We start from the raw sequence: 20450 nt of genomic DNA, 5'->3' as shown, positions 1-20450 counted from the left end.
TCTCCGTCATGCTGTCGACGCAGCGGGCCGTGGCCGCGCCGTCGCCGACTCCCACCCCCGGGACCAGTAATACGAGCTGCCCCGGAATCCCCCTGCCCGGGAACGACGTCTACTGCGCCCCGCCCGGCGGAAGCTCGCTGCCCGGGAACATCGGCAGCAATGTCACCGATCCGCTGGGGTCGTTGGCGAAGGGGTGTGCGCAGGCGGCGGCCTGGGTGGTGCGGAATCTGTCGGGGGCGATCGACGGGACGACGAAGGTGGATTTCACCAACGCGTCGTTCCTGCAGCAGTACGCCGTGGTGTTCGCGGTGTCGACGGTGATCACGCTGGTGCTGTGGTTGCTGGCGGTGACGAAGCGGGCGGTGCGGGGGGCGCCGTTGACGACGGCGTTCACGGAGGCGATCGGGTTCCTGTGGTTGACGGTGGTGGCCTCGGCGTTCACGCCGTTGATCCTGTACACGGTCGTGAGCGTGACGGACGGGCTGACCAAGGCGATCGCGGTGGGGACGAAGTCGGACACGGGGACGTACCTGGGCGGGTTCGCCGACACGTTGGAGAAGGGGGACGTGGGGGGCGGTCCGCTGATCCTGGTGCTGGTGTCGCTGGTGGCGGTGCTGGCGGCGGCGGTGCTGTGGATCGAGCTGTTGATCCGGGCGGCGATGCTGTACGTGGGGGCGCTGCTGGGTACGGCGGTGTACGCGGGGCTGGTGGACAAGCAGATGTGGAAGCACGTGCGCCGGTGGGCGGGGGTGATGGTGGCGGTGGACCTGGCGAAGCCGATCATCGTGATCATCCTGGGCCTGGCGGGTGCGGTGGCCAGCGGGAGCGGGGCGGACGACACGTTCTCGCGGGTGCTGTCGGGGCTGGCGATCCTGTTCCTGTCGATCTTCGCGAGTGCCGCGGTCTACCGTTTCGTGCCGGGGTTCGGCGACGAGATCATGAACATGAGGCACGCCCGGGCGAGCGCGGTGTCGGCCGGGTCGGCGATGATCAACGGCACCGCGAACCTGATGAAGCAGGGCATCAGCACCCACGGCGACCGCGGCCCGCAGGGCGCCGGCGGGGGTGGCGGGGCCGGCGGCGGTTCGGTCGCGCCGGGCATCGCCGCGCACGCCGGCCGGACGCCGGCGCCGCCACCGCAGGGCGGGCCTCCGCAGGCCCCGGTTCCGATCCGCGAAAGCAATCCAGCGAAGGGGGGGTGACGGGTAAGTGAGCAGCGAACCGCTCGGCCAGTACGGTGCCCAGTACGCCCAGCCGTACGTGCACCAGCGCCGCACCTACCTGATCGGCAAGGCCCGCCCGAACGCGCCGATCGGCCGGAACCGGGAGTCCGGGGAGATCGTGCTGGTCATCTTCGGGGCTTTCATCGGCATGGTCTGGGGCCTGCTGATGCCGATCCTCCCGTTGCGGATCGTCGGCCTGGTCGGCTTCCCACTGCTCGCGATCGCGGCGGTGTACGTGCCGTACCGCAAGCGGACGTTCTACAAGTGGGTGGAGATCAACCGGACGTACCGCCGGACGGCGCGCGGCGGGCGGGGGCTGTGGCGTTCGGACGCGATGGACGCGGGCACCCGGATGGACGGCCGGGAGGTGGAGGTCGGTCCGCCGCCGGGGGTGGGGCGGCTGCGTTGGCTGACGGCGCCGTTCGGGCCGGACGAGGTCGGGGTGCTGATGCACCTGGAGCGGCGGACGGTGACGGCGGCGATCGAGATCGAGGGCCCGGGCGTGGGTCTGCGCGACTCGGAGGACCAGGAGGCGTTGGTCGACCGGTTCGGGACGCTGCTCAAGCACGTCGCGAACGGGGACGGCTTCGTGACGCGGCTGCAGATCCTGGCGCGGACGCTGCCGGCCGATCCGGACGCGCACGCGAAGGACGTGGAGCGGCGCGGTGATACCGAGGCGCCGCGCTGGCTGCAGGAGTCGTACGACCAGTTGCAGTCGATGGTGTCGACCTCCTCGGAGCAGCACCGGGCGTACCTGGTGGCGTGCATGCACTACACCCGTGACCTGGCCGCCGAGGCGCACGCGATGGGCCGCAACGCCTACGAGCGGCGCGCGGGCGACGGGCGGTCGCGGGACGACGACGGGCTGGCGGCGGTGATGGCGCGCGAGCTGACCGACATCTGCGCGCGGCTGGCGGAGGCGGACATCCGGGTGCGGCAGCCGCTGGGCCAGGCCCGGCTGTCCTCGCTGCTGCACTCGATGTACGACCCGGACCACCCGATCGACCACATCCAGGCGATGTCGCGGCGCAACGCCTGGCCGGCGGAGCTGGACGCGACGCATCCGCAGTACCTGCAGGCGAAGACCCGTGAGTCGGTGACCCGGGACCCGTGGTGCCACGCCACCGCGTGGATCAAGGAGTGGCCGCTGACCCCGGTGGGCGTCAACTTCCTGGCGCCGCTGCTGGTGCACACCCCGGACGTGATCCGGACGGTGGCGGTGACGATGGACCTGGAGCCCACGGACGTCGCGATCGAGCGGATGCTGACGGAGAAGACCAACGACGAGGCCGAGGCCAGCCGTGCGGCCAAGATGAACCGGACGGTGGACCCGCGCGACCTGGCGCACACCGGCCGGGTGGACCAGCGCGGTGACGACCTGGCCTCCGGCGCGGCCGGGGTGAACCTGGTCGGGTACATCACGGTCTCCTCGCGCAGCCCGGAGGCGCTGGCCCGGGACAAGCGGACCATCCGCGCGTCGGCGGGCAAGAGCTACCTGAAGCTGGAGTGGTGCGACCGCGAGCACCACCGGGCCTTCGTCAACACCCTGCCGTTCGCGACCGGCATCCGCCGCTGAGCGTTCGCCGAGCACCGTACGACCCGTTCCGCTGTCACCTGGAGGCCGCCCATGGCGCTCGGCAACATCACCGAGTCGTTCACCAGCCTGCTGTTCGGCAAGGTGGAGACCACCCGGCTGCCGGTGCGTACCTCCACCGGGCAGGCGCAGGCGGTCTATCTGCCCACCGCCGCACCGGGGTTGGGCGACTCCGGGGTGATCATCGGGCGGGAGGTGTACAGCGGGAAGGGGTACGTGTACGACCCGTTCCAGCTGTACGGGCAGCAGCTCCCGGCGCCGCACTGGCTGGTGCTGGGGGAGTCCGGCAACGGCAAGTCGGCGCTGGAGAAGACCTACGTGCTGCGGCAGTTGAGGTTCCGCGACCGGCAGATCGTGGTGCTGGACGCGCAGGGCGAGGACGGCGTGGGCGAGTGGAACCTGATCGCCAACGCGCTGGGCATAAAGTCGATCCGGCTGGACCCGATGGCGGCCCGCGACGGTGGGGTGAAGCTCAATCCGCTGGACCCGGCGATCACCCAGACCGGCCAGCTGTCGCTGCTGCGCACCATCGTCGAGGTGGCGATGGGGCGCGGGCTGGAGGAGCGGGCGGGTTTCGCGCTCAAGGCGGCGCACGCGCACGTGGTGGCCTCGGTGACGGACCGCCAGCCGGTGCTGGACGACATCATCGACACGTTGCGCAGCCCCGAGCTGTCCTCGGTGGAGTCGCTGGGCGTGGGGGTGGACGAGGTGCAGTCCTGGGGCCTGGACGTGGCGCTGGTGCTGGACCGGTTGGTCGACGGTGACCTGAGGGGCATGTTCGACGGGCCGACGACGGACGGCATCGACCTGGACGCGCCACTGATCGTCTTCGACCTGTCGCACATCGACCGCAACTCGATCGCGATGCCGATCCTGATGGCGATCGTCGGGGTGTGGCTGGAGCACACCTGGATCAGGCCGGACCGCAAGAAGCGCATCTTCCTGGTGGAGGAGGCGTGGCACATCATCAACAGCCCGTTCGTGGCGCAGCTGTTCCAGCGGCTGCTGAAGTTCGGGCGCCGGCTGGGCCTGTCCTTCGTGGCGGTGGTGCACCACCTGTCGGACGTGGTGGACGGTGCGGCGGCCAGGGAGGCGTCGGCGATCCTGAAGATGGCCTCGACCCGGACGATCTACATGCAGAAGGCCGAGGAGGCGCGGGCGACCGGGCGGGTGCTGGGTCTGCCGCGCTGGGCGGTGGAGATCATCCCGACGTTGTCGCCGGGCATCGCGGTGTGGGACGTGAACGGCAATGTGCAGGTGGTGAAGCACATCATCACCGAGACCGAGCGGCCGCTGGTGTACACGGACCGGGCGATGACGGAGGACGCGGTGGCCGAACGGTCGCGTGCGGAGCGGCAGTTGGCGGCCGAGCCGGGGGTCTGAGCCGCGCGGCGCGGGGGCTGGGCCGTGCGGCGCGGGAGGTCCGAGTCGCGCGGTGCGGGGCCCGTGCACACCGGTTCCGCACCGGGGTGGCGGCGACGGTTCGTCAGTAGGACATCTTCTCGTTATGTCCGACCACCTGACAGCTACGCGCGTTGACTCTAGGCTTCACGGACGCAACACATGCCCAACGCCCGGCCCTGTCCCACAGCCGGTGCTCCTCCGAGGTGCAGGGGACCCTTCATGCTCTCCGTCAGATCCCGACGCGCGGCGCTCGCCGTCGTCGCGGCCGCCGGTCTGTTCGGCACGGTCGTCGTGCCGACGGCCGCGCAGGCCGCCGACGCCGGTGCCAAGCGTCACAAGACCGTCAACCTCCAGCTGCTGGCGATCAACGACTTCCACGGCAACCTGGAGCCCCCGGCCGGTTCGTCCGGCACGATCAAGGAGATCGACCCGGCCACCGGCCAGGTCGTCTCGACGCCGGCCGGTGGCGTCGAGTACCTGGCCGGCGCGCTGCGCGAGGCGCGCGTCGCGGCCGACGACTCGATCACCGTCGCCGCGGGCGACCTGGTCGGCGCCAGCCCGCTGACCTCGGCGCTGTTCCACGACGAGCCGACCATCGAGGCGATGGACATGCTCGGCCTGGACGTCTCCTCCGTGGGCAACCACGAGTTCGACCAGGGTTCGGCGGAGCTCCTGCGCAAGCAGGACGGCGGCTGCCACCCGAAGGACGGCTGCTACGAGGACGGCCGCACCTTCAAGGGCGCCAACTTCAACTACCTGTCGGCCAACGTGACCGACGAGAAGAGCGGCAAGCCGCTGCTGCCCCCGTACTGGGTGACCAAGTCCCAGGGCGTGAAGGTCGGCTTCATCGGCGTCACCCTGGAGGGCACGCCGAACATCGTGACCGCCGAGGGCGTCAAGGGCCTCAAGTTCGCCAACGAGGTCACCACGATCAACAAGTACGCCGCCGAGCTCAAGGCCAAGGGCGTCAACTCGATCGTCGCGCTGATCCACGAGGGCGGCTACCCGGCCAGCAGCACGTACAACTACGACTGCGGCCCGGCCGGTCAGGGCATCTCCGGCCCGATCGTCGACATCGCCGAGAAGATCGACCCGTCGGTCGGCGCGATCATCACCGGTCACACCCACAACGCGTACGCGTGCAGCATCCCGGACCCGAACGGCGTGCCGCGTTCGGTGACCAGCGCCGCCTCCTTCGGCCGGCTGTTCACCGAGATCAACATGAAGCTGGACAGGACCACCGGCGAGATCGTGCGCCCCTCGGTCAAGGCCGAGAACCACGTGGTGCGCCGGACGGGCGAGAAGGCCCCGGACCTGACGCAGCTGGTGGAGCACTACCAGAAGCTGGCCGCTCCGCTGGCCAACCGTCCGGTCGGCTACATCGCCTCGGACATCAACGGCCGTGGCAGCTCCGACCTGGAGAAGCCGCTCGGTGACCTGATCGCCGACGCCCAGCAGGACCAGCTGTCGGCGGCCGACAAGGGCGGCGCGCAGGTGGCCTTCATGAACCCGGGCGGTATCCGCTCCGACCTGGTCTACAAGGCCGCCGGGACCGAGGGCGACGGGGTGGTGACGTACGGCAAGGCGTTCACCGTGCAGCCGTTCACCAACATGATGCAGATCAAGACGCTGACCGGCGCCCAGCTGGTCCAGCTGCTCCAGCAGCAGGTGAGCGGTGGCAACGCCGCGGCGCCGAAGATCCTCCAGGTGTCCTCGAACCTCCACTACACCCTGGACATGCGCAAGACCGGCGCCGACCGGGTGGTCGTCGACTCGATCCGCCTGAACGGCGCGGCGATCGACCCGGCCGCCAGGTACCGGGTCGCGGCCAACGAGTTCCTGGCCTCCGGCGGCGACGGCTTCCCGGCCTTCGCGGCGGGCACCGACAAGCTCGTGGGCGCCTCCGACCTGGACGTGTTCACCGCGTACCTGACCGCGCACTCCTCGGCGGCCTCGCCGCTGAAGGCGCCGGCGCAGGACCGGATCAAGGTCGTCGGCCCGGGTGCCGACGTCGACTGATCCTCACCGGGCGGGACGGGCGGGGCGCTGTCGGGGCGCCCCGCCCGTCCCGTTCTCCGCACACCGGAGGGAGTCACTCCGGCGCGGGCCCGCCGGGCAGGCGGACGGTGGCGAGGGTGCCGGGGCCGTCGTCTCCGGCCGGGCCGAGGGCGACCTCGCCGCCCGCCTCCTGGACGCTCTGCGCGACGATCGACAGTCCCAGGCCCGAACCGGGCAGCTGGCGCGAGGAGGGCGAGCGCCAGAACCGGTCGAAGACGTACGGGAGTTCGTCCGCCGGGATGCCGGGCCCGTGGTCGCGGACGGTCAACACGCCCTGGTGGAGCCGGACTTCGATGGCGCCGCCGGGCGGGCTGTACTTGACGGCGTTGTCCAGCAGGTTGATCACCGCCCGCTCCAGCGCGGCCGCGTCGCCGTGCACGTACCAGGGCTCGGTCTCGGTGTCGTAGACCAGCCCGGGCCCGCGCAGCTTCGCCCGTTCGAGCGCCCGCTCGGTGATCTCGTGCAGGGCGACGACGGCGAGCTGGCGCACCGGCTTGGGGGAGTCGGGGCGGGAGAGCTGGAGCAGGTCGCCGATCAGGACGGTGAGCTCCTGCATCTGGGCCTTCAAGTTGCCCAGCAGCTTGGTCCTGGTCGCCGCGGGCAGCGGGCGGCCGGTCGCGTCGCTGCGGATCAGCAGGTCGACGTTGGTGCGCAACGAGGTGAGCGGGGTGCGCAGTTCGTGCCCGGCGTCGGCGATCAGCCGGGTCTGGCGCTCGCGGGAGTTGGCGAGGGCCGTGCTCATGGAGTTGAACGAGGTGGACAGCCGGGCGATCTCGTCCTGCCCCTGCACCGGGATGGTGGTGCCGACCTCCTCGGTGCGGGCGATGTGCTCGACGGCGTCGGTGAGCTGGTCGACGGGCTTGAGCGAGGAGTGCGCCACCAGACGGCCGGCGACGGCGGCGAGGAGGATACCGCCGAGGGAGACGGCGCCGAGGAGGAGGGCGAGGCCCTGGAGGGACTCCTCGACGGACTTGGTGGGGGTGGCGATCATCACCAGCCCGGGGACGAGCTTGGGGTCGCGGGAGTAGGAGATACGGACGAGCGCCGGTTCGCCGTTGGTGTAGTGACCTTCGCGGATGAGCGACTGGCCGGGTGCGAGGCGGTACGCCTGGGCGTCGTCCGTCTTGAGGGTGACGGCCCTCCGGGCGTGCGGGGGCAGGCACACCTCGTGGGACTTGGCCGGGACGAACTGGATGTCCCGCAGGGTGGAGCCGCTCGTCTCGGAAGGATTCGCCCCCTCGAGCGTCAGGGCGCCCTCGGGGGAGGTGCCGCAGTACGGGAAGGGCATCCCCTTGATCAGCTGTACGTCCGCCAGGTCGGTGCGGACCTGGTTGTAGAGCTGCTTCTCCACGATGAACCAGCACGCCAGCGCCGACAGGGCGATCGCCACCGCCACCGCCGCCGCGCTCAGGAAGGTGAGCCGGCTGCGCAGGGAGCGGGAGCGCAGCCAGTGGACGAGGCGCGCGCGGCGGCCCGGTGCGGTGCGGGGCGGAGCGAGGGGCGGGGGAGGGATCTTGCTCACGTGGCGGTGCCGCCGCTGGTGGCCGGGCGCAGGGCGTAGCCGACGCCGCGGACGGTCTGGATGAGCCTGGTCATGCCGCCCTGCTCGGTCTTGCGGCGCAGGTACATCACGTACACGTCCAGGGAGTTGGAGGAGGGCTCGAAGTCGAAGCCCCAGACCGCCTTGAGGATCTGCTCGCGGGTGAGGACCTGGCGGGGGTGGGAGAGGAACATCTCCAGCAGCATGAACTCGGTGCGGGTGAGCTCGACCGGCTTGCCGGCGCGGGTGACCTCGCGGGTGGCGGTGTTCATCCGCAGGTCGGCGTAGGCGAGGACCTCGCTCTCGTCCTCGGCGGCGGCGCGGGCGGCGGCCTCGGTGGCGAGGGCGTTGCGGCGCAGCAGGGCGCGGACGCGGGCGAGGAGTTCGTCGAGCTCGAAGGGCTTGGCGAGGTAGTCGTCGGCGCCGACGTCGAGGCCCGTGACGCGGTCGCCGACGGCGTCGCGGGCGGTGAGCATCAGGACGGGGACGGTGTCCCCGCGCGAGCGCATCCGGCGGACGGCGGTGAGGCCGTCCATCCGGGGCATCATGATGTCCAGCAGCACGAGGTCGGGCCTGTCGCGTTCGACGGACTCCAGGGCCTCGTAGCCGTCGGTGGCGGTGGAGACCTCGTAGCCCTCGAAGGCGAGGCTGCTCTCCAGGGCGTCCCGGAGGGCGGGTTCGTCGTCGACCACGAGGAGCCGGGCGCCGGGGTGGCCGGTCTCGGCGGGGGTGCGGTCGTCGGCGGACGGGGTCATGGGCGGATGCCCTTTCTCGTCTGGTGCTGCTGGGTCTCGGCGGTGGGGCCCGCTGGGAGCAATTGTCCGTCCTGGGGACGGTGGGTCACAGGTTCTGGCCGGCCTGAAGTTTCGGCAGGACCTGCTTGACGGCGTCGATCGGGATGGCGAAGCCGAGGCCGACGCTGCCGGCCTGGCCGGTGCCGGAGGAGCCGGAGCCGCCGGGCGCGTACATCGCGGAGTTGACGGCGATGACCTGTCCGCCCGCGTTGATCAGCGGTCCGCCGGAGTTGCCGGGGTTGAGGGCGGCGTCGGTCTGGAACGCCTTGTAGGTGGTGCTGTCGCCGCCGGTGCGCTGCTGGGCGCCGCCGCGCTGGCCGGGCAGCTGGGGGAGGCCGAAGCCGCCGTTGCCGCTGGTGCTGCCCTCGTCGAGCTGGACGGTGACGTCGCGGTTCTCGGCGCTGATGATGCCGGAGGTGACGGTGCCGGTGAGGCCGTCCGGGTTGCCGATGGCCACGACCGGGTCGCCGACGGCCACGGCGGAGGAGTCGCCGAGGACGGCGGGGGTGAGGTTGGTGGCGCCGCTCGCGGTGATCACGGCGACGTCGAGGGACTTGTCGGTGCCGGTGACGGTGGCCTGGGCGGTGGAGCCGTCGTGGAAGGTGACGGTGATCCGGCCGCCGGCGGCCGCGGTGGCGATGACGTGGTAGTTGGTGAGGATGCGGCCGCCCTTGTCGAGGACGACGCCGGTGCCGGTGGCGGTGCCGGCCGCGTTCTTGACGGTGATCTCGACGACGCTGGGCGAGACGGCCGCGGCGATGGCGGGCACGTTCGCGGTGCCGTCGGAGCGGGCGGAGACCGGGCTGGCGACGGTGGAGACCCGGGTGTCCCGGGCCTGGCGCTCGGAGGTGACGATCCCGCCGGTGACCCCGCCGAGGACGGCGGCGACCGCGGCGACGGCCGTGACCAGGGCGAGGCGGCCGCGCAGCAGTCCGCGCCGGGCCCGGCCGCCGTGGCCCTGCGGGTTCGGCGCGCCCTGGGGACCGTTCGGGCCGTCCGGGCCGTAGGAGGGCCCGTGGCCGAGGATGGTGGGCGGCTCGGGCGGTACGGGCGGCGGCGGGGGAGGGGCGTCGAAGCCGCCGGTGCCGGTGCCGCCGTGGAGGACGGTGCCCTCGATCACCCGGGGGTCGTACGTGCCGTACGGCTGCGGGGTGCTGTACGGCTGCGGGGTGCCGTAGGGCTGCTGCTGGTCGTACTGCTCGTGGCCGGGCCGCTGCTGTTCGCTCATGACGACCAAGCTCCGCCCGGCGCATGAGGAGCGGATGAGAAGCGGATCAGAACGGCCCGAGAAGCCCGTTCGGTTCTCATAAAGCCTGGTCAGGCGACCACTCGGGCGGAGCGCGCTATTCCGTTCGATCGGTGCCGTTGCAGCCGCAGGAGCGCCGGATGACCAGGCGGGACGGGAAGGTGCGGACCCGTTCGGTGTCCGAGCCGGGCACCATCAGCGAGTCGTCCAGGACCAGGTCGACGGCGGCGCGGGCCATCGCGTCGCGGTCGGAGGCGACGGTGGTCAGCGGCGGGTCGGCGAGCGCGGCCTCGGGCACGTCGTCGAAGCCGGCCACCGCGAGGTCCTCGGGCACCCGCAGGCCGACCTCGCGGGCGGCTCTCAGCACGCCGATGGCCTGGTCGTCGGTGGAGCAGAAGATCGCCCGAGGCCGGTCGGGCGAGCGCAGGACGCCGAGCGCCACGTCGTACGCGCCGTAGCGGTGGAAGGGGGCGTCGATCAGGTGCGGCTCGGTGGGGAGGCCGTGCGCGTCCATGGCGCGCTGCCAGCCCTCGACGTGGTCGATGACCGGGTCGCCGGGCGCGGGGGACTCGACCGGGCCGCCGAAGCAGGCCACGTACGGGTGCCCGTGCACCTCCAGCAGGTGCCGCACGACCGCCTCGGCGCCGGCCACGTCGTCGGTGACCACCGCGACGTCGTCGATGGCCTCGGGGCGGCGGTGCAGCAGCACGACCTTGGCGCCCTCCATCGCCGCGAACTCCTCGGCGGCGCGCTGGGAGGGGCCCTGGCTGACCAGGATCAGGCCGGAGACCCGCATCCCGAGGAAGGCGCGGACGTAGTGGACCTCGCGGTCGTCCACGTAGTCGGAGTTGCCGATCAGCACGAGCTTGCCGCGCTCGGAGGCGGCCCGTTCCACGGCGTGGGCCATCTCGGCGAAGAAGGGCTGGCGGGCGTCCGGGACGACCATGCCGATGAGGTTGGTGCGGCGGGAGGCCATGGCCTGGGCGACGCTGTTCGGCCGGTAGCCGAGCTGGTCGATCGCCGCGAGGACCTTCTCCCGGGTGGCGGGCGCGACCGGGCGCGGCCCGTTGTTGATGACGTAGCTGACGACCGCCGTCGAGGTCCCAGCCAGTCGGGCTACATCGTCGCGCGTCACTTTGGCCACGGGGGGAGTCTACGCGTGTGGTCCCGACCTGGGCAGGGGGACCTTTCGCCTCCCGCGGCGTGGGCCGTACGGGTGAGGGGCGGAACCCGGACAAGCCGGGCGGGGGAACGGTTCTCCCCCGCCCGTTCAGGCTTCCAGCGGTGACGTGGCGCGCGGGGCGGACTCCGGGCGCTCGCCCTTGTCGGGCTTCTCCGGGACGACGAAGCGGTAGCCGACGTTGCGCACCGTGCCGATCAGCTGCTCGTTCTCGACGCCGAGCTTGGCGCGCAGCCGCCGCACGTGGACGTCCACCGTCCGGGTGCCGCCGAAGTAGTCGTAGCCCCAGACCTCCTGGAGCAGCTGCGCCCGGGTGAAGACCCGGCCGGGGTGCTGGGCGAGGTACTTGAGCAGCTCGAACTCCTTGAAGGTGAGGTCGAGTGCGCGGCCCTTGAGCTTGGCCGAGTAGGTGGCCTCGTCCACGGAGAGGTCGCCGTTGCGGATCTCCATCGGGCTCTCGTCGACGGCGACCTGGAGCCGGCCGAGTCCGAGCCGCAGCCGGGCCTCGACCTCGGCCGGGCCGGCGGTGTCCAGCAGGACGTCGTCGATGCCCCACTCGGCGGTGACGGCGGCCAGGCCGCCCTCGGTGACCACGAGGATCAGCGGACAGGCGATGCCGGTGGAGCGCAGCAGCTGGCACAGGCTGCGGATCTGCGGCAGGTCGCGCCGGCCGTCGACGAGGATGACGTCCGCACTGGGGGTGTCCACCAGGGCCGAGCCCTCGGCGGGGGCCACCCGGATGTTGTGGAGCAGCAGGCCGAGGGCGGGCAGCACTTCGGCGGAGGGTTGCAGGGCGTTGGTGAGGAGGAGCAGAGAACTCATACCCGGTGGTCCCCTTTCCGGGTCGTCGCGGTCGCTGTCCGGCTGCCGCCACAGCCGGAAGGCGCACGTGCTGGGGTGGGGGGAAGGACGTCGGGAGCCCGATGCGAAAGGAGGGCGTGGGCGGCGTGCCGGGCGCGACGGCGCACGCGCCCCGGGGCCCGCGACCCCTGGCACACCGTTTCTGCCCCGCTCATTCCCGCGAACCCTCCGGTCTGGTCCGGTACCGGGCGGCGGCCCGGCGCCCGGTGGCGACACCCGGCCGGACGGGGCACGTCGTCGTGCCGCGAGCGGCGGGTGGTCCCTGCGTCCGCCGGGGGTGGGCCGACGAATCGCAAGAACGTCCGTACTGGCGTCCTGTAAGCACGAAAGGACCCGGGGGCGACTCTGCCCGGGTCCCTCTTGGTGGTCGAGGATAGCCGACCCTCGCCCGGCCCGGGAGGTGTCGAATGCGGCGCTTCGCCCAATCCGGGCACGGGGCGGGTGAGCCTGGTCACGGCTTCGGGCCCCGGCCGGGGCCCGTCCGGCCAGGGCGATTGCCGCTCGTGGTGGCCGACACGCCATCATGGGACGCGCACCGTCGGCGCAGCTCGGGTCCATCGTTCGGGTGGTTTCGGGGGCCGCCGCGGTGGCGATCCGGACCGGGGCTCCCGTGCCGGGCGAGGACGACGAGAAGGGGTGGCCCGATGGGCGCGACCACCGAGCCCGCCGACGGCGGCGCCCGGGTGCGCGGGACGATCCGCTACTGGGCGGCGGCGAAGTCCGGGGCCGGGCTCGCCGAGGAGCCGTACGAGGCGGCGACGCTGGCGCAGGCGCTGGCGGGCGTCCGGGAGCGGCACGCGGACCGGCCGGCGTTGCTGCGCCTGCTCGGGCACTGCTCGTACCTGGTCGACGGCGCGCAGGTGGGCGGCCGTGACCACAATCTGGTCGCCCTGACCGAGGGCGGGACGGTCGAGGTCCTTCCGCCGTTCGCGGGAGGCTGAGGGGCGTGACGGACATGAACAACCCGCATCAGGGCGGGCCGCAGCACGGCGGGCCCCAACAGGGCGGGCCGCAGCACGGTGGCTTCGGTGAGTGGCCGCAGCAGGTCCACCCGCAGGCGCCCGGCTACCAGCCGTACCCGGAACAGGGCCAGCAGGCGCAGCCGGGGCCGTACGGCTACCCGGCGGACCAGGACGCGACGACGCTGCTGCCGCCGGTCCCGGCGACGGACGACGCCGCCGCGACCACGCTGCTGCCGCCCGTGCCGCCGCTCGACGACGCGGCGGCCACGACGCTGCTGCCGCCGGTGGTCCCCGGCGCGATGCCGCCGTACCAGCCGCAGCCGCCGCAGCCCCGGCCTCAGGGGCGGCACGCGGCTCCGGCCCAGGCCCACACTCCCGGCCCGGCCCCGGTCCAGGCCGCTGCGCCCGTGCCGCAGCCGGCGCCCGGGTTCGACCCGCCGACCATGACGCTCAAGCGCCCGGAAGCCCCCGCCGGCCCGCCGTACCCGGGCGTCCCGTCGCAGCAGTTCCCCCCGCAGGCCCCCCGGCCCCCGCAGCCCGCGGCCGGCCCTCGCGGCCGGACCGGTTCGCCGATCATCGACCCGGGCCTGCAGCCCGCGCTGATCACCGCCGCCGTGGCCGGCCTGCTGGCCGCGGGCTCCGCGCTCGGGCAGGTGCCGCTGGCCCTGGTGGTGGCGCTGCTCCAGGTGCTGACGGCGGCCGGCTGGTTCCGGCTGAACGGCATGTGGCCGGCTCGGCAGGGCATCGCGCTGGCCGCGCTGGCCGGGTTCACGGCGGACGTGGCCGTGCTGGTGGCCGGGTCGGACGGTTCGGCGGCGGCCGTGGTGGGCACCCTCGGCGGGTTCTTCCTGCTGGTGATGGTGCTGCAGACCTTCCGTCCCTCGGACCCGAAGGAGCGGTTCTACGCGCTGACGGTGCTGGGCTCGGCGACGGTGGTGACGGCGCTGTGCACCATGCTGCTGCTGGCCGACTGGGTGTCCGCCGGGGTGGGCGCGGTCGCGGTGGCGACCGTGCTGGCCGCGGCGCCGCTGCCCGGCCCGAAGCAGTTGGGCCCGCTGCTGGGCCTGGCCGCGGCGGTGCTGCTGGGCCTGGTGGAGGGCGCGCCGCTCGCGCTGGGTGCGCTCGCCGCGGTGGGCGCGCTGGTCGGGCGCCGGGTCGCGGCGTACGACTTCCCGTCCCGCTTCGTGCACATGACGGCGGGCGTGGCGCTGCCGCTGGCGGTGGCCGCGCCGCTGATCTGGATCGCCACCGATCTCCTGGCCTGACGGCGGGCGACGCACGGCACACCTCGAACCGCCTCGGAACCAAGCTCCGGGGCGGTTCGTCGTACGGTCGGGGCGGGAGTGGTCGCAGGAGCGGCCACCGGTGACGGCGAACGACGACGGCGACCGGCGACGACGGGGGAGCGCGATGCGCGGATGGCTGAAGGCCACGATCGGCCTGGCGGTGCTCTGCGGCCTGCTGGTGGGGGCCGACCGGATCGCGGTCGGCGTGGCCGAGGACGAGGCCGCCGACCGGATCGTGAAGAGCGGCTGGATGAACCAGAAGCCGGACGTGTCGATCGAGGGCTTCCCGTTCCTCACCCAGGCGCTGTCGATGGACCTGGACGACGTCAGGGTCACCTCGGACAACGTGGCCGTCGGCGAGGGCGGCCAGAAGGTGGCGATGCACGCCTTCGAGGCGAAGCTGTCCGGGGTCAGGGTGAAGGACGGGCTGAGCAGCGTCACCGTGGACAGCGGTAGCGGCAGCGGGGTGATCACCTACGCGGACCTCGCCCAACTGCTGCCCCCGGCGAGCCAGTTGGTGCACGGCAAGCTCCCGGTCGGCAGCTCCTCCCGGGTGAGCCTCTCCTACGGCGGGCCCGGCAAGGTGAAGGCGTCGCTGGGGCCGCTGCCGGTCGGCGAGGGCACGGTGCGCACCAAGGGCAACACGATCACGGTGGACGGCTTCCAGCTGAGCGGCCTCGCCGGTGCGCTCGCCGGGGTGTCCGGTCAGCAGGTGGAGCCGGTGAGCCTCACCCTGGACTCGCTGCCGGCCGGGCTGAAGCTGGCCGACAAGGACGGCGCCGTGCCGGTCGAGGAGGGGCTCCGGCTGGCCTTCGACGGCAAGGACGTCCAGCTCCACGGCTGACGGGCCCGTCCGAACCTTCGTTCCGCTCCGCGAGACGCGCTGTCCAGCGCGACCCGCGGAGCGGTGTCGTTTCCGCCCGTTCTGCGCCGCCGCGCCGCCGCGGCCCGGGCCCGCCGTGGGTGCGGGGGAGGCAAATCCCGGAATGTGAGCTTCCTGGTCTCGCCATTCGATACGCTGATGACAGCGGCCCTCGAGTGTCCCTAGCATCGTCGACATGAAGCGACAGGCGGATCTCACGAAGCGGCGGGCGGTCGACCTGTGCCGCGTGTCCGCCTGTCTGTGTCGAATGCGCTGAATCGGCATCCTGGCAGGGCAGTTGCAGCCCGCCGCCGATCCTCCCGGTGACCTCCGCCGGCCGCTCCGGCCGCAGGTTGCCGCCGTACTCCGCAGTCTCCCGCCCGGTCGTACCGCATCCCCCCGTCCGTCTCGACATTCGGACGGGCTTTCGGAACAGGTGTCCACCCGGCAGCCCTGCAGCACCCTGAGCAGCACCTTCCGCCACACCGCCCTCGGATGGAGAACACCACCATGAGCCGCAGCGACGTCCTGGTCGACGCCGACTGGGTCCAGGCCCACCTGGACGACCCGAAGGTCGTCATCGTCGAGGTCGACGAGGACACCTCCGCCTACGAGAAGAACCACATCCGCAACGCCGTCCGGATCGACTGGAAGCAGGACCTCCAGGACCCGGTGCGCCGCGACTTCATCGACCAGGCCGGCTTCGAGGCGCTGCTCAGCGCCAAGGGCATCGCCAACGACGACACCGTCGTCCTGTACGGCGGCAACAACAACTGGTTCGCCTCGTACGCCTACTGGTACTTCAAGCTGTACGGCCACGGCGACGTCCGCCTGCTGGACGGCGGCCGCAAGAAGTGGGAGCTGGACTCCCGCGACCTGGTCGTCGAGGTCCCGGCCCGTCCGGCCACCGAGTACAAGGCCCAGGCCGTGGACTCCTCCATCCGCGCCTTCCGCGACGACGTGATCGCCGCGATCGGCTACCTCAACCTGGTCGACGTCCGCTCGCCCGACGAGTTCTCCGGCAAGCTGCTCGCCCCGGCCCACCTCCCGCAGGAGCAGTCGCAGCGCCCCGGCCACGTGCCGAGCGCCCGCAACATCCCGTGGGCCAAGAACGCCAACGACGACGGCACCTTCAAGAGCGACGACGAGCTCAAGGCCCTGTACGAGGCCGAGGGCGTCGACCTGGCGAAGGACACCATCGCCTACTGCCGCATCGGCGAGCGCTCCGCGCTCACCTGGTTCGTGCTGCACGAGCTGCTCGGCCAGGAGAACGTCAAGAACTACGACGGCTCGTGGACCGAGTACGGCAGCCTCGTCGGCGTGCCGATCGAGCTCGGCAGCAACTGAGCCCCGGCTCGCGCGGTAAGTCAGAAGGGAAACGAAGACATGTGCGGTGCGAAGGCCGGCGGCCCGGACCTGGCAGGAGTAGACGTGGCGAACGAGACGATCATCCAGGGTTCGGTGACCCGCGACGGTGAGCCGGTCAACGGCTACGTCCGGCTGCTGGACGAGAACAACGAGTTCACGGCCGAGGTGCCCACCTCGGCGACCGGGCAGTTCCGCTTCTTCGCCCGCCCGGGCAAGTGGACCCTGCGCGCGCTGGTGCCGGGCCAGACCGTGGACCGTCAGGTGGTGGCCTCCCAGGGCACCGCCGTCGAGGTCGCGATCGCGGTCTGATCAGCCCCTGATCAGCCTTTGATCGGCTTCAGGAACGGACGGAGGGCCCCTGCCGAGCAGGGGCCCTCCGCCGTACCGTGGAAGCGTGCAGGCGAGACGGCGGCGGCGTTGGTACTACGTCCTGATGGGCGTCTGCCTCGGCCTGTTCGTGCTGGCCTGGGGCGTGGTGCGGTTCTTCTCGGTGGGTGCGGCGATCGGCCTGTGCCTGGTGGCGATGGTCATCCCGCCGGCCGCCTCGGTGTTCGCCAACAAGAGGGACCCGGACGACGACTGGTGGAACGACCCGCGCTGGGACGACCCCAAGTGGGACGAGCCCGGCCACGACCGTGACCGCCCCGACCGCCCCGACCGTCCTCGTCAGTAGACGAGCGCCTGCACGCCGTCCGACATGATCTCGCTGACGAAGACCTGCGCGCCCGCGATCCGGACGCCCTCGACGGTGTCCTTCTGCTCGATCCCGCGCCGGGTCGCGCACTGGGTGCACAGCGTCACCGAACCGGCCGCCAGGATCGCCTCCAGGAGGTCCGGCAGCGGCGCCGCGTGCGGCAGCTCGAACTCCGCCGCCCTCCCCGGCAGGGCGAACCAGGAGGACTCCCCGGTCAGCCAGAGCGAGACGTCGATCCCGCTGGCGACGGCCACCGCCGCCACCGTGAACGCCTGCGAGCACCGCTCCGGCGCGTCCGCCCCGGCGGTGACCTTGATGACCAGTTTCTTCGACATGGCGACACCTTAGAGCTCCGGCGGCCCCGGCCCGCCGTCATCCCCGAATCCCTTGGGCAAACCTTGGGCGGCGGATGTCCTCCCGGCGTGAGCCGAAAGACCCGCCCCAGGTGGTGGGGCTCACCACGACCGGGGAATGCCCGGCGGATAGAGTGAGCGGCGAACGATCCACCACACTGTCGTCGCCTGGGAGCTCCCCGTGTCCGCTCTGGAATACTTCTTCGACGGTCTGCTGGCCCTCATGGCTGTGCTGATCACCTGGTTCGCCATCTTCTCGGTGATGAAGCTGTACCAGGGCCAGCGCTGAGCCTGCCGTACGGTTGAGGCATCCGCACACCGACGACAGCGACCAGGAACATGATCGAGATCCCCTCTGACCTCCACCAGGACGTCGTCCCGCTCGCCTTCCTCCTCGGCACGTGGGAGGGCGCGGGCGTCTACGCCCCTCTGCCCAATGAGGTGGGCCCGGGCACGGAGAAGTGCAACTTCGGCCAGGAGATCGTGATCCGGCACGACGGCCGCCCCTTCCTGGAGTTCCGGTCCCGCACCTGGGTCCTGGACGAGGAGGGCGAGAAGGTCCGCCCGCTGGAGAACGAGCACGCGTTCTGGCGCATCACCAGCAACCAGCACGGCACCAGCGGTGCCCGCGGGATCGAGATCTCCTCCGTCCGCGACGACGGCACCGTGGAGATCTGGTACGGCGAGCTGGCCGACGGCAAGCCGCAGATCGACGTCTCCACGGACGCGGTGGCCCGGATCGAGGGCTCCCCGGAGTACTCGGGCGGCAAGCGCCTGTACGGCTTCGTCAACAACGAGCTGCTCTGGGTCGGCGAGAAGGCCGCGCCCCAGGTGCCCCTGCGGCCGTACATGTCCGCGCAGCTGAAGAAGGTGCTCAGCCCGGCCCAGTTGATCAAGGACATCAACGACCTGCCGGACGACGGGATCGCCTTCTTCAAGTAAGGCTCTCCGCAAGGCACGAGGTAGGGACCGGCCCCGGGCCGGTCCCTACACTGGCATCAGGACCCCCCCGACCTTGGCAGGGACAGACAGTGGCGGACACCGGCACCACCGACTGGCAGCTCTCCGGCGACTGGAAGGCCGACCTGCGCGAGCGCGGGTACCGGCTCACCCCGCAGCGCCAGCTCGTCCTGGAGGCCGTCGACGTGCTCGACCACGCCACCCCCGACGACATCCTCTGCCACGTGCGGCGCACCGCCAGCGGCGTCAACATCTCCACCGTCTACCGCACGCTGGAGCTGCTGGAGGAGCTGGGCCTCGTCTCGCACGCCCACCTCGGCCACGGCGCCCCGACCTACCACCTGGCCGGGCGCCACCACCACCTGCACCTGGTCTGCCGGGACTGCGACCAGGTCACCGAGACCGGCACCGAGATCGCCCAGCCGCTGATCGACAGCCTGCGCGAGCGGCACGGCTTCGACACGGACCTCAAGCACTTCGCGATCTTCGGCCGCTGCGCCGACTGCACCGCCAAGCTCTCCGACCCCCGGACGTAAGCTGGCCGGTATGACCGGTGTGAAGAGCCCGCTGCTTTCCCTGCCCGGAGCCGTCCCCGCCGAGGGGGCCGACGAGGGCGTCGCCGCCCACTACGGCGACATCTTCCGCGAACAACGCAACCTCGCGCGCGGCACCGGCTTCGTCGACCTCTCGCACCGCGGCGTCCTCACCGTCACCGGCGCCGACCGGCTGGCCTGGCTGCACCTGCTGGTCACCCAGCACGTCAGCGAACTGCCGGCGCAGCAGGCCGTGGAGGCGCTGGTGCTCTCCCCGAACGGGCACGTGGAGCACGCGCTCTACCTGGTCGACGACGGCACCACCACCTGGGCGCACGTCGAGCCCGGCACCCAGGGCGCGCTGGTGGCGTACCTGGAGAGCATGAAGTTCTTCTACCGGGTGGAGGTCGCCGACGCGACCGCGGACTACGCCGTGGTCCACCTGCCCGCCGGCTCCGAGGGCTCCGCCGAGGGCGCCGCCGCCGTCCGCGAACTCCCGTACGGGCGCGACCTGTTCGTGCCGCGCGCCGACCTGGAGAAGCTCACCGCCGGGTACGGCCCGGCCGCCGGGATCTGGGCGTACGAGGCGCTGCGCATCGAGGACCACCGGCCCCGGCTCGGCTTCGAGACCGACCACCGCACCATCCCGCACGAGGTGGACTGGCTGCGCACCGCCGTCCACCTGCAGAAGGGCTGCTACCGCGGCCAGGAGACCGTCGCCCGGGTGCACAACCTGGGCCGCCCGCCGCGCCGGCTGGTCTTCCTGCACCTGGACGGCACCGAGGAGACGCTGCCCCCGCACGGCACCGAGGTGCGGCTCGCCTCGGACCCGGACGGGCGGTCGCTCGGCTTCGTCACCTCCTCGGCCCGCCACCACGAGCTGGGGCCGATCGCGCTGGCGATCGTCAAGCGCAACGTCCCGGCGGACGCGGTGCTGCTGGCCGGGACGGTACCGGGCACCCAGGACGTGATCGTCCCGCAGTAGCCGGCGGGATCAGACCTCGACGAGGACGGTGAACGGGCCGTCGTTCACCAGCGCCACCTGCATGTCGGCGCCGAACCGGCCCGTCTCCACCTTGGCCCCCAGCGCGCGCAGCTGCGCCACCACCTCGTCCACCAGCGGCTCGGCGACCGGGCCGGGGGCGGCGGCGTTCCAGGTGGGCCGGCGGCCCTTGCGGGCGTCGCCGTAGAGGGTGAACTGACTGATCACCAGCAGCGGCGCCCCGATGTCGGAACAGCTCTGCTCCACCCCGTCCTTGTCGGCCGGCAGCAGCCGCAGCGTCCAGAGCTTGCGGGCCAGTTGGGCCGCCTTGGCCGGGGTGTCCTCGTGGGTGACGCCGACCAGGACGCAGAGCCCGGGCCCCTCGATCGCGCCGACGGTCTCTCCGGCCACGGTCACCCTGGCCTCGGTCACTCGCTGCACCACTGCTCGCATGCCCGCCATTGTGCCGGAGTCCGTAACCCGTTCGGAGGGCCCTGGGGCGCAGAGTGGGGGCGCGCGAAGGGGTGGCGCACGCCGTGTTCTGAGCGCC

At 72.1% G+C, this 20450-nt stretch carries 21 protein-coding genes; 14 read left to right on the top strand and 7 right to left on the bottom strand.

The features are described 5' to 3' along the window. Positions 1-8: 8 nt before the first annotated feature. From IH61_RS0102415 to IH61_RS0102400, 4 genes are all read left to right on the top strand, one after another. A complete protein-coding gene (locus tag IH61_RS0102415; protein WP_031064109.1) occupies positions 9-1202 on the top strand; it encodes a hypothetical protein in 1194 nt (397 codons plus the stop codon). A 7-nt stretch (positions 1203-1209) separates the two neighbouring features. Then, a complete protein-coding gene (locus tag IH61_RS0102410; RefSeq protein WP_051836120.1) occupies positions 1210-2799 on the top strand; it encodes an SCO6880 family protein in 1590 nt (529 codons plus the stop codon). A gap of 51 nt (positions 2800-2850) precedes the next feature. Beyond that, positions 2851-4200, top strand: coding sequence for an ATP-binding protein (locus IH61_RS0102405; protein WP_031064104.1), 1350 nt, complete (start codon positions 2851-2853; stop codon positions 4198-4200). Between the two features lie 240 nt (positions 4201-4440). Continuing rightward, on the top strand, positions 4441-6240 hold the full coding sequence (locus IH61_RS0102400) for a bifunctional metallophosphatase/5'-nucleotidase (RefSeq protein ID WP_051836119.1): 1800 nt from the start codon (positions 4441-4443) through the stop codon (positions 6238-6240). A 73-nt stretch (positions 6241-6313) separates the two neighbouring features. Here IH61_RS0102400 and IH61_RS0102395 read toward each other — a convergent pair whose 3' ends face one another. The 5 genes from IH61_RS0102395 to IH61_RS0102375 form a co-directional block, all read right to left on the bottom strand. Next, entirely contained in the window at positions 6314-7801 is a 1488-nt protein-coding gene (locus IH61_RS0102395; RefSeq protein WP_234326988.1) for a sensor histidine kinase, read from the bottom strand. Then, positions 7798-8574, bottom strand: coding sequence for a response regulator transcription factor (locus IH61_RS0102390; protein ID WP_031064095.1), 777 nt, complete (start codon positions 8572-8574; stop codon positions 7798-7800). Before IH61_RS0102390 ends, IH61_RS0102395 begins: the two co-directional genes overlap by 4 nt. A gap of 85 nt (positions 8575-8659) precedes the next feature. Continuing rightward, positions 8660-9841 (bottom strand): S1C family serine protease, encoded by a 1182-nt coding sequence (locus tag IH61_RS0102385; RefSeq protein ID WP_031064093.1) that lies wholly within the window; start codon positions 9839-9841, stop codon positions 8660-8662. Positions 9842-9956: 115 nt separating this feature from the next. Continuing rightward, entirely contained in the window at positions 9957-11003 is a 1047-nt protein-coding gene (locus IH61_RS0102380) for a LacI family DNA-binding transcriptional regulator (RefSeq protein ID WP_031064090.1), read from the bottom strand. Positions 11004-11129: 126 nt separating this feature from the next. After that, complete coding sequence (locus IH61_RS0102375) at positions 11130-11861, bottom strand: winged helix-turn-helix transcriptional regulator (RefSeq protein WP_031064087.1); 732 nt, start codon at positions 11859-11861, stop codon at positions 11130-11132. Between the two features lie 683 nt (positions 11862-12544). On the opposite strand from IH61_RS0102375, the gene IH61_RS0102370 reads away from it, so the two are divergent. The 7 genes from IH61_RS0102370 (at position 12545) to IH61_RS0102345 (ending at position 17051) form a co-directional block, all read left to right on the top strand. Beyond that, complete coding sequence (locus IH61_RS0102370; RefSeq protein ID WP_051836118.1) at positions 12545-12841, top strand: MoaD/ThiS family protein; 297 nt, start codon at positions 12545-12547, stop codon at positions 12839-12841. Between the two features lie 5 nt (positions 12842-12846). Further along, the gene (locus tag IH61_RS0102365) at positions 12847-14127 is read left to right on the top strand and encodes a hypothetical protein (protein ID WP_051836117.1); all 1281 of its coding nucleotides are present in this window, start codon (positions 12847-12849) and stop codon (positions 14125-14127) included. A gap of 100 nt (positions 14128-14227) precedes the next feature. Then, positions 14228-14992 (top strand): DUF2993 domain-containing protein, encoded by a 765-nt coding sequence (locus IH61_RS42395; RefSeq protein WP_158844548.1) that lies wholly within the window; start codon positions 14228-14230, stop codon positions 14990-14992. A 214-nt stretch (positions 14993-15206) separates the two neighbouring features. Continuing rightward, complete coding sequence (locus IH61_RS50125; protein WP_350529122.1) at positions 15207-15287, top strand: putative leader peptide; 81 nt, start codon at positions 15207-15209, stop codon at positions 15285-15287. Positions 15288-15520: 233 nt separating this feature from the next. Continuing rightward, a complete protein-coding gene (locus tag IH61_RS0102355) occupies positions 15521-16357 on the top strand; it encodes a sulfurtransferase (RefSeq protein WP_031064078.1) in 837 nt (278 codons plus the stop codon). A gap of 39 nt (positions 16358-16396) precedes the next feature. Beyond that, positions 16397-16687 (top strand): DUF1416 domain-containing protein, encoded by a 291-nt coding sequence (locus tag IH61_RS0102350; RefSeq protein ID WP_030288989.1) that lies wholly within the window; start codon positions 16397-16399, stop codon positions 16685-16687. 85 nt (positions 16688-16772) lie between these two features. Then, positions 16773-17051 carry a DUF3099 domain-containing protein gene (locus IH61_RS0102345; RefSeq protein ID WP_031064075.1) on the top strand — a complete coding sequence of 93 codons (279 nt, stop codon included), beginning with the start codon at positions 16773-16775 and terminating at the stop codon, positions 17049-17051. On the opposite strand, the gene IH61_RS0102340 is transcribed toward IH61_RS0102345, so the two are convergent. Further along, positions 17045-17407: a DsrE family protein gene (locus IH61_RS0102340; protein WP_031064073.1), complete on the bottom strand. Its 363-nt coding sequence runs from the start codon at positions 17405-17407 to the stop codon at positions 17045-17047. The genes IH61_RS0102345 and IH61_RS0102340 overlap by 7 nt on opposite strands. Positions 17408-17764: 357 nt before the next feature. On the opposite strand from IH61_RS0102340, the gene IH61_RS0102330 reads away from it, so the two are divergent. From IH61_RS0102330 to IH61_RS0102320, 3 genes are all read left to right on the top strand, one after another. Next, positions 17765-18367: an FABP family protein gene (locus tag IH61_RS0102330; RefSeq protein ID WP_031064068.1), complete on the top strand. Its 603-nt coding sequence runs from the start codon at positions 17765-17767 to the stop codon at positions 18365-18367. An 89-nt stretch (positions 18368-18456) separates the two neighbouring features. Next, positions 18457-18921 carry a Fur family transcriptional regulator gene (locus tag IH61_RS0102325; protein WP_031064065.1) on the top strand — a complete coding sequence of 155 codons (465 nt, stop codon included), beginning with the start codon at positions 18457-18459 and terminating at the stop codon, positions 18919-18921. 19 nt (positions 18922-18940) lie between these two features. Further along, positions 18941-19903 carry a glycine cleavage T C-terminal barrel domain-containing protein gene (locus IH61_RS0102320; RefSeq protein ID WP_107057018.1) on the top strand — a complete coding sequence of 321 codons (963 nt, stop codon included), beginning with the start codon at positions 18941-18943 and terminating at the stop codon, positions 19901-19903. 9 nt (positions 19904-19912) lie between these two features. Here IH61_RS0102320 and dtd read toward each other — a convergent pair whose 3' ends face one another. Further along, positions 19913-20353, bottom strand: a complete 441-nt coding sequence (gene dtd / locus IH61_RS0102315; protein ID WP_031064058.1) for a D-aminoacyl-tRNA deacylase — start codon at positions 20351-20353, stop codon at positions 19913-19915. Positions 20354-20450 lie beyond the last annotated feature (97 nt).

Source organism: Streptomyces sp. NRRL WC-3742 (assembly GCF_000720635.1).
Classification (GTDB): domain Bacteria; phylum Actinomycetota; class Actinomycetes; order Streptomycetales; family Streptomycetaceae; genus Kitasatospora.
Note: the sequence above shows the minus strand (reverse complement) of the source record. Positions and strands in the feature narration are given on the sequence as shown.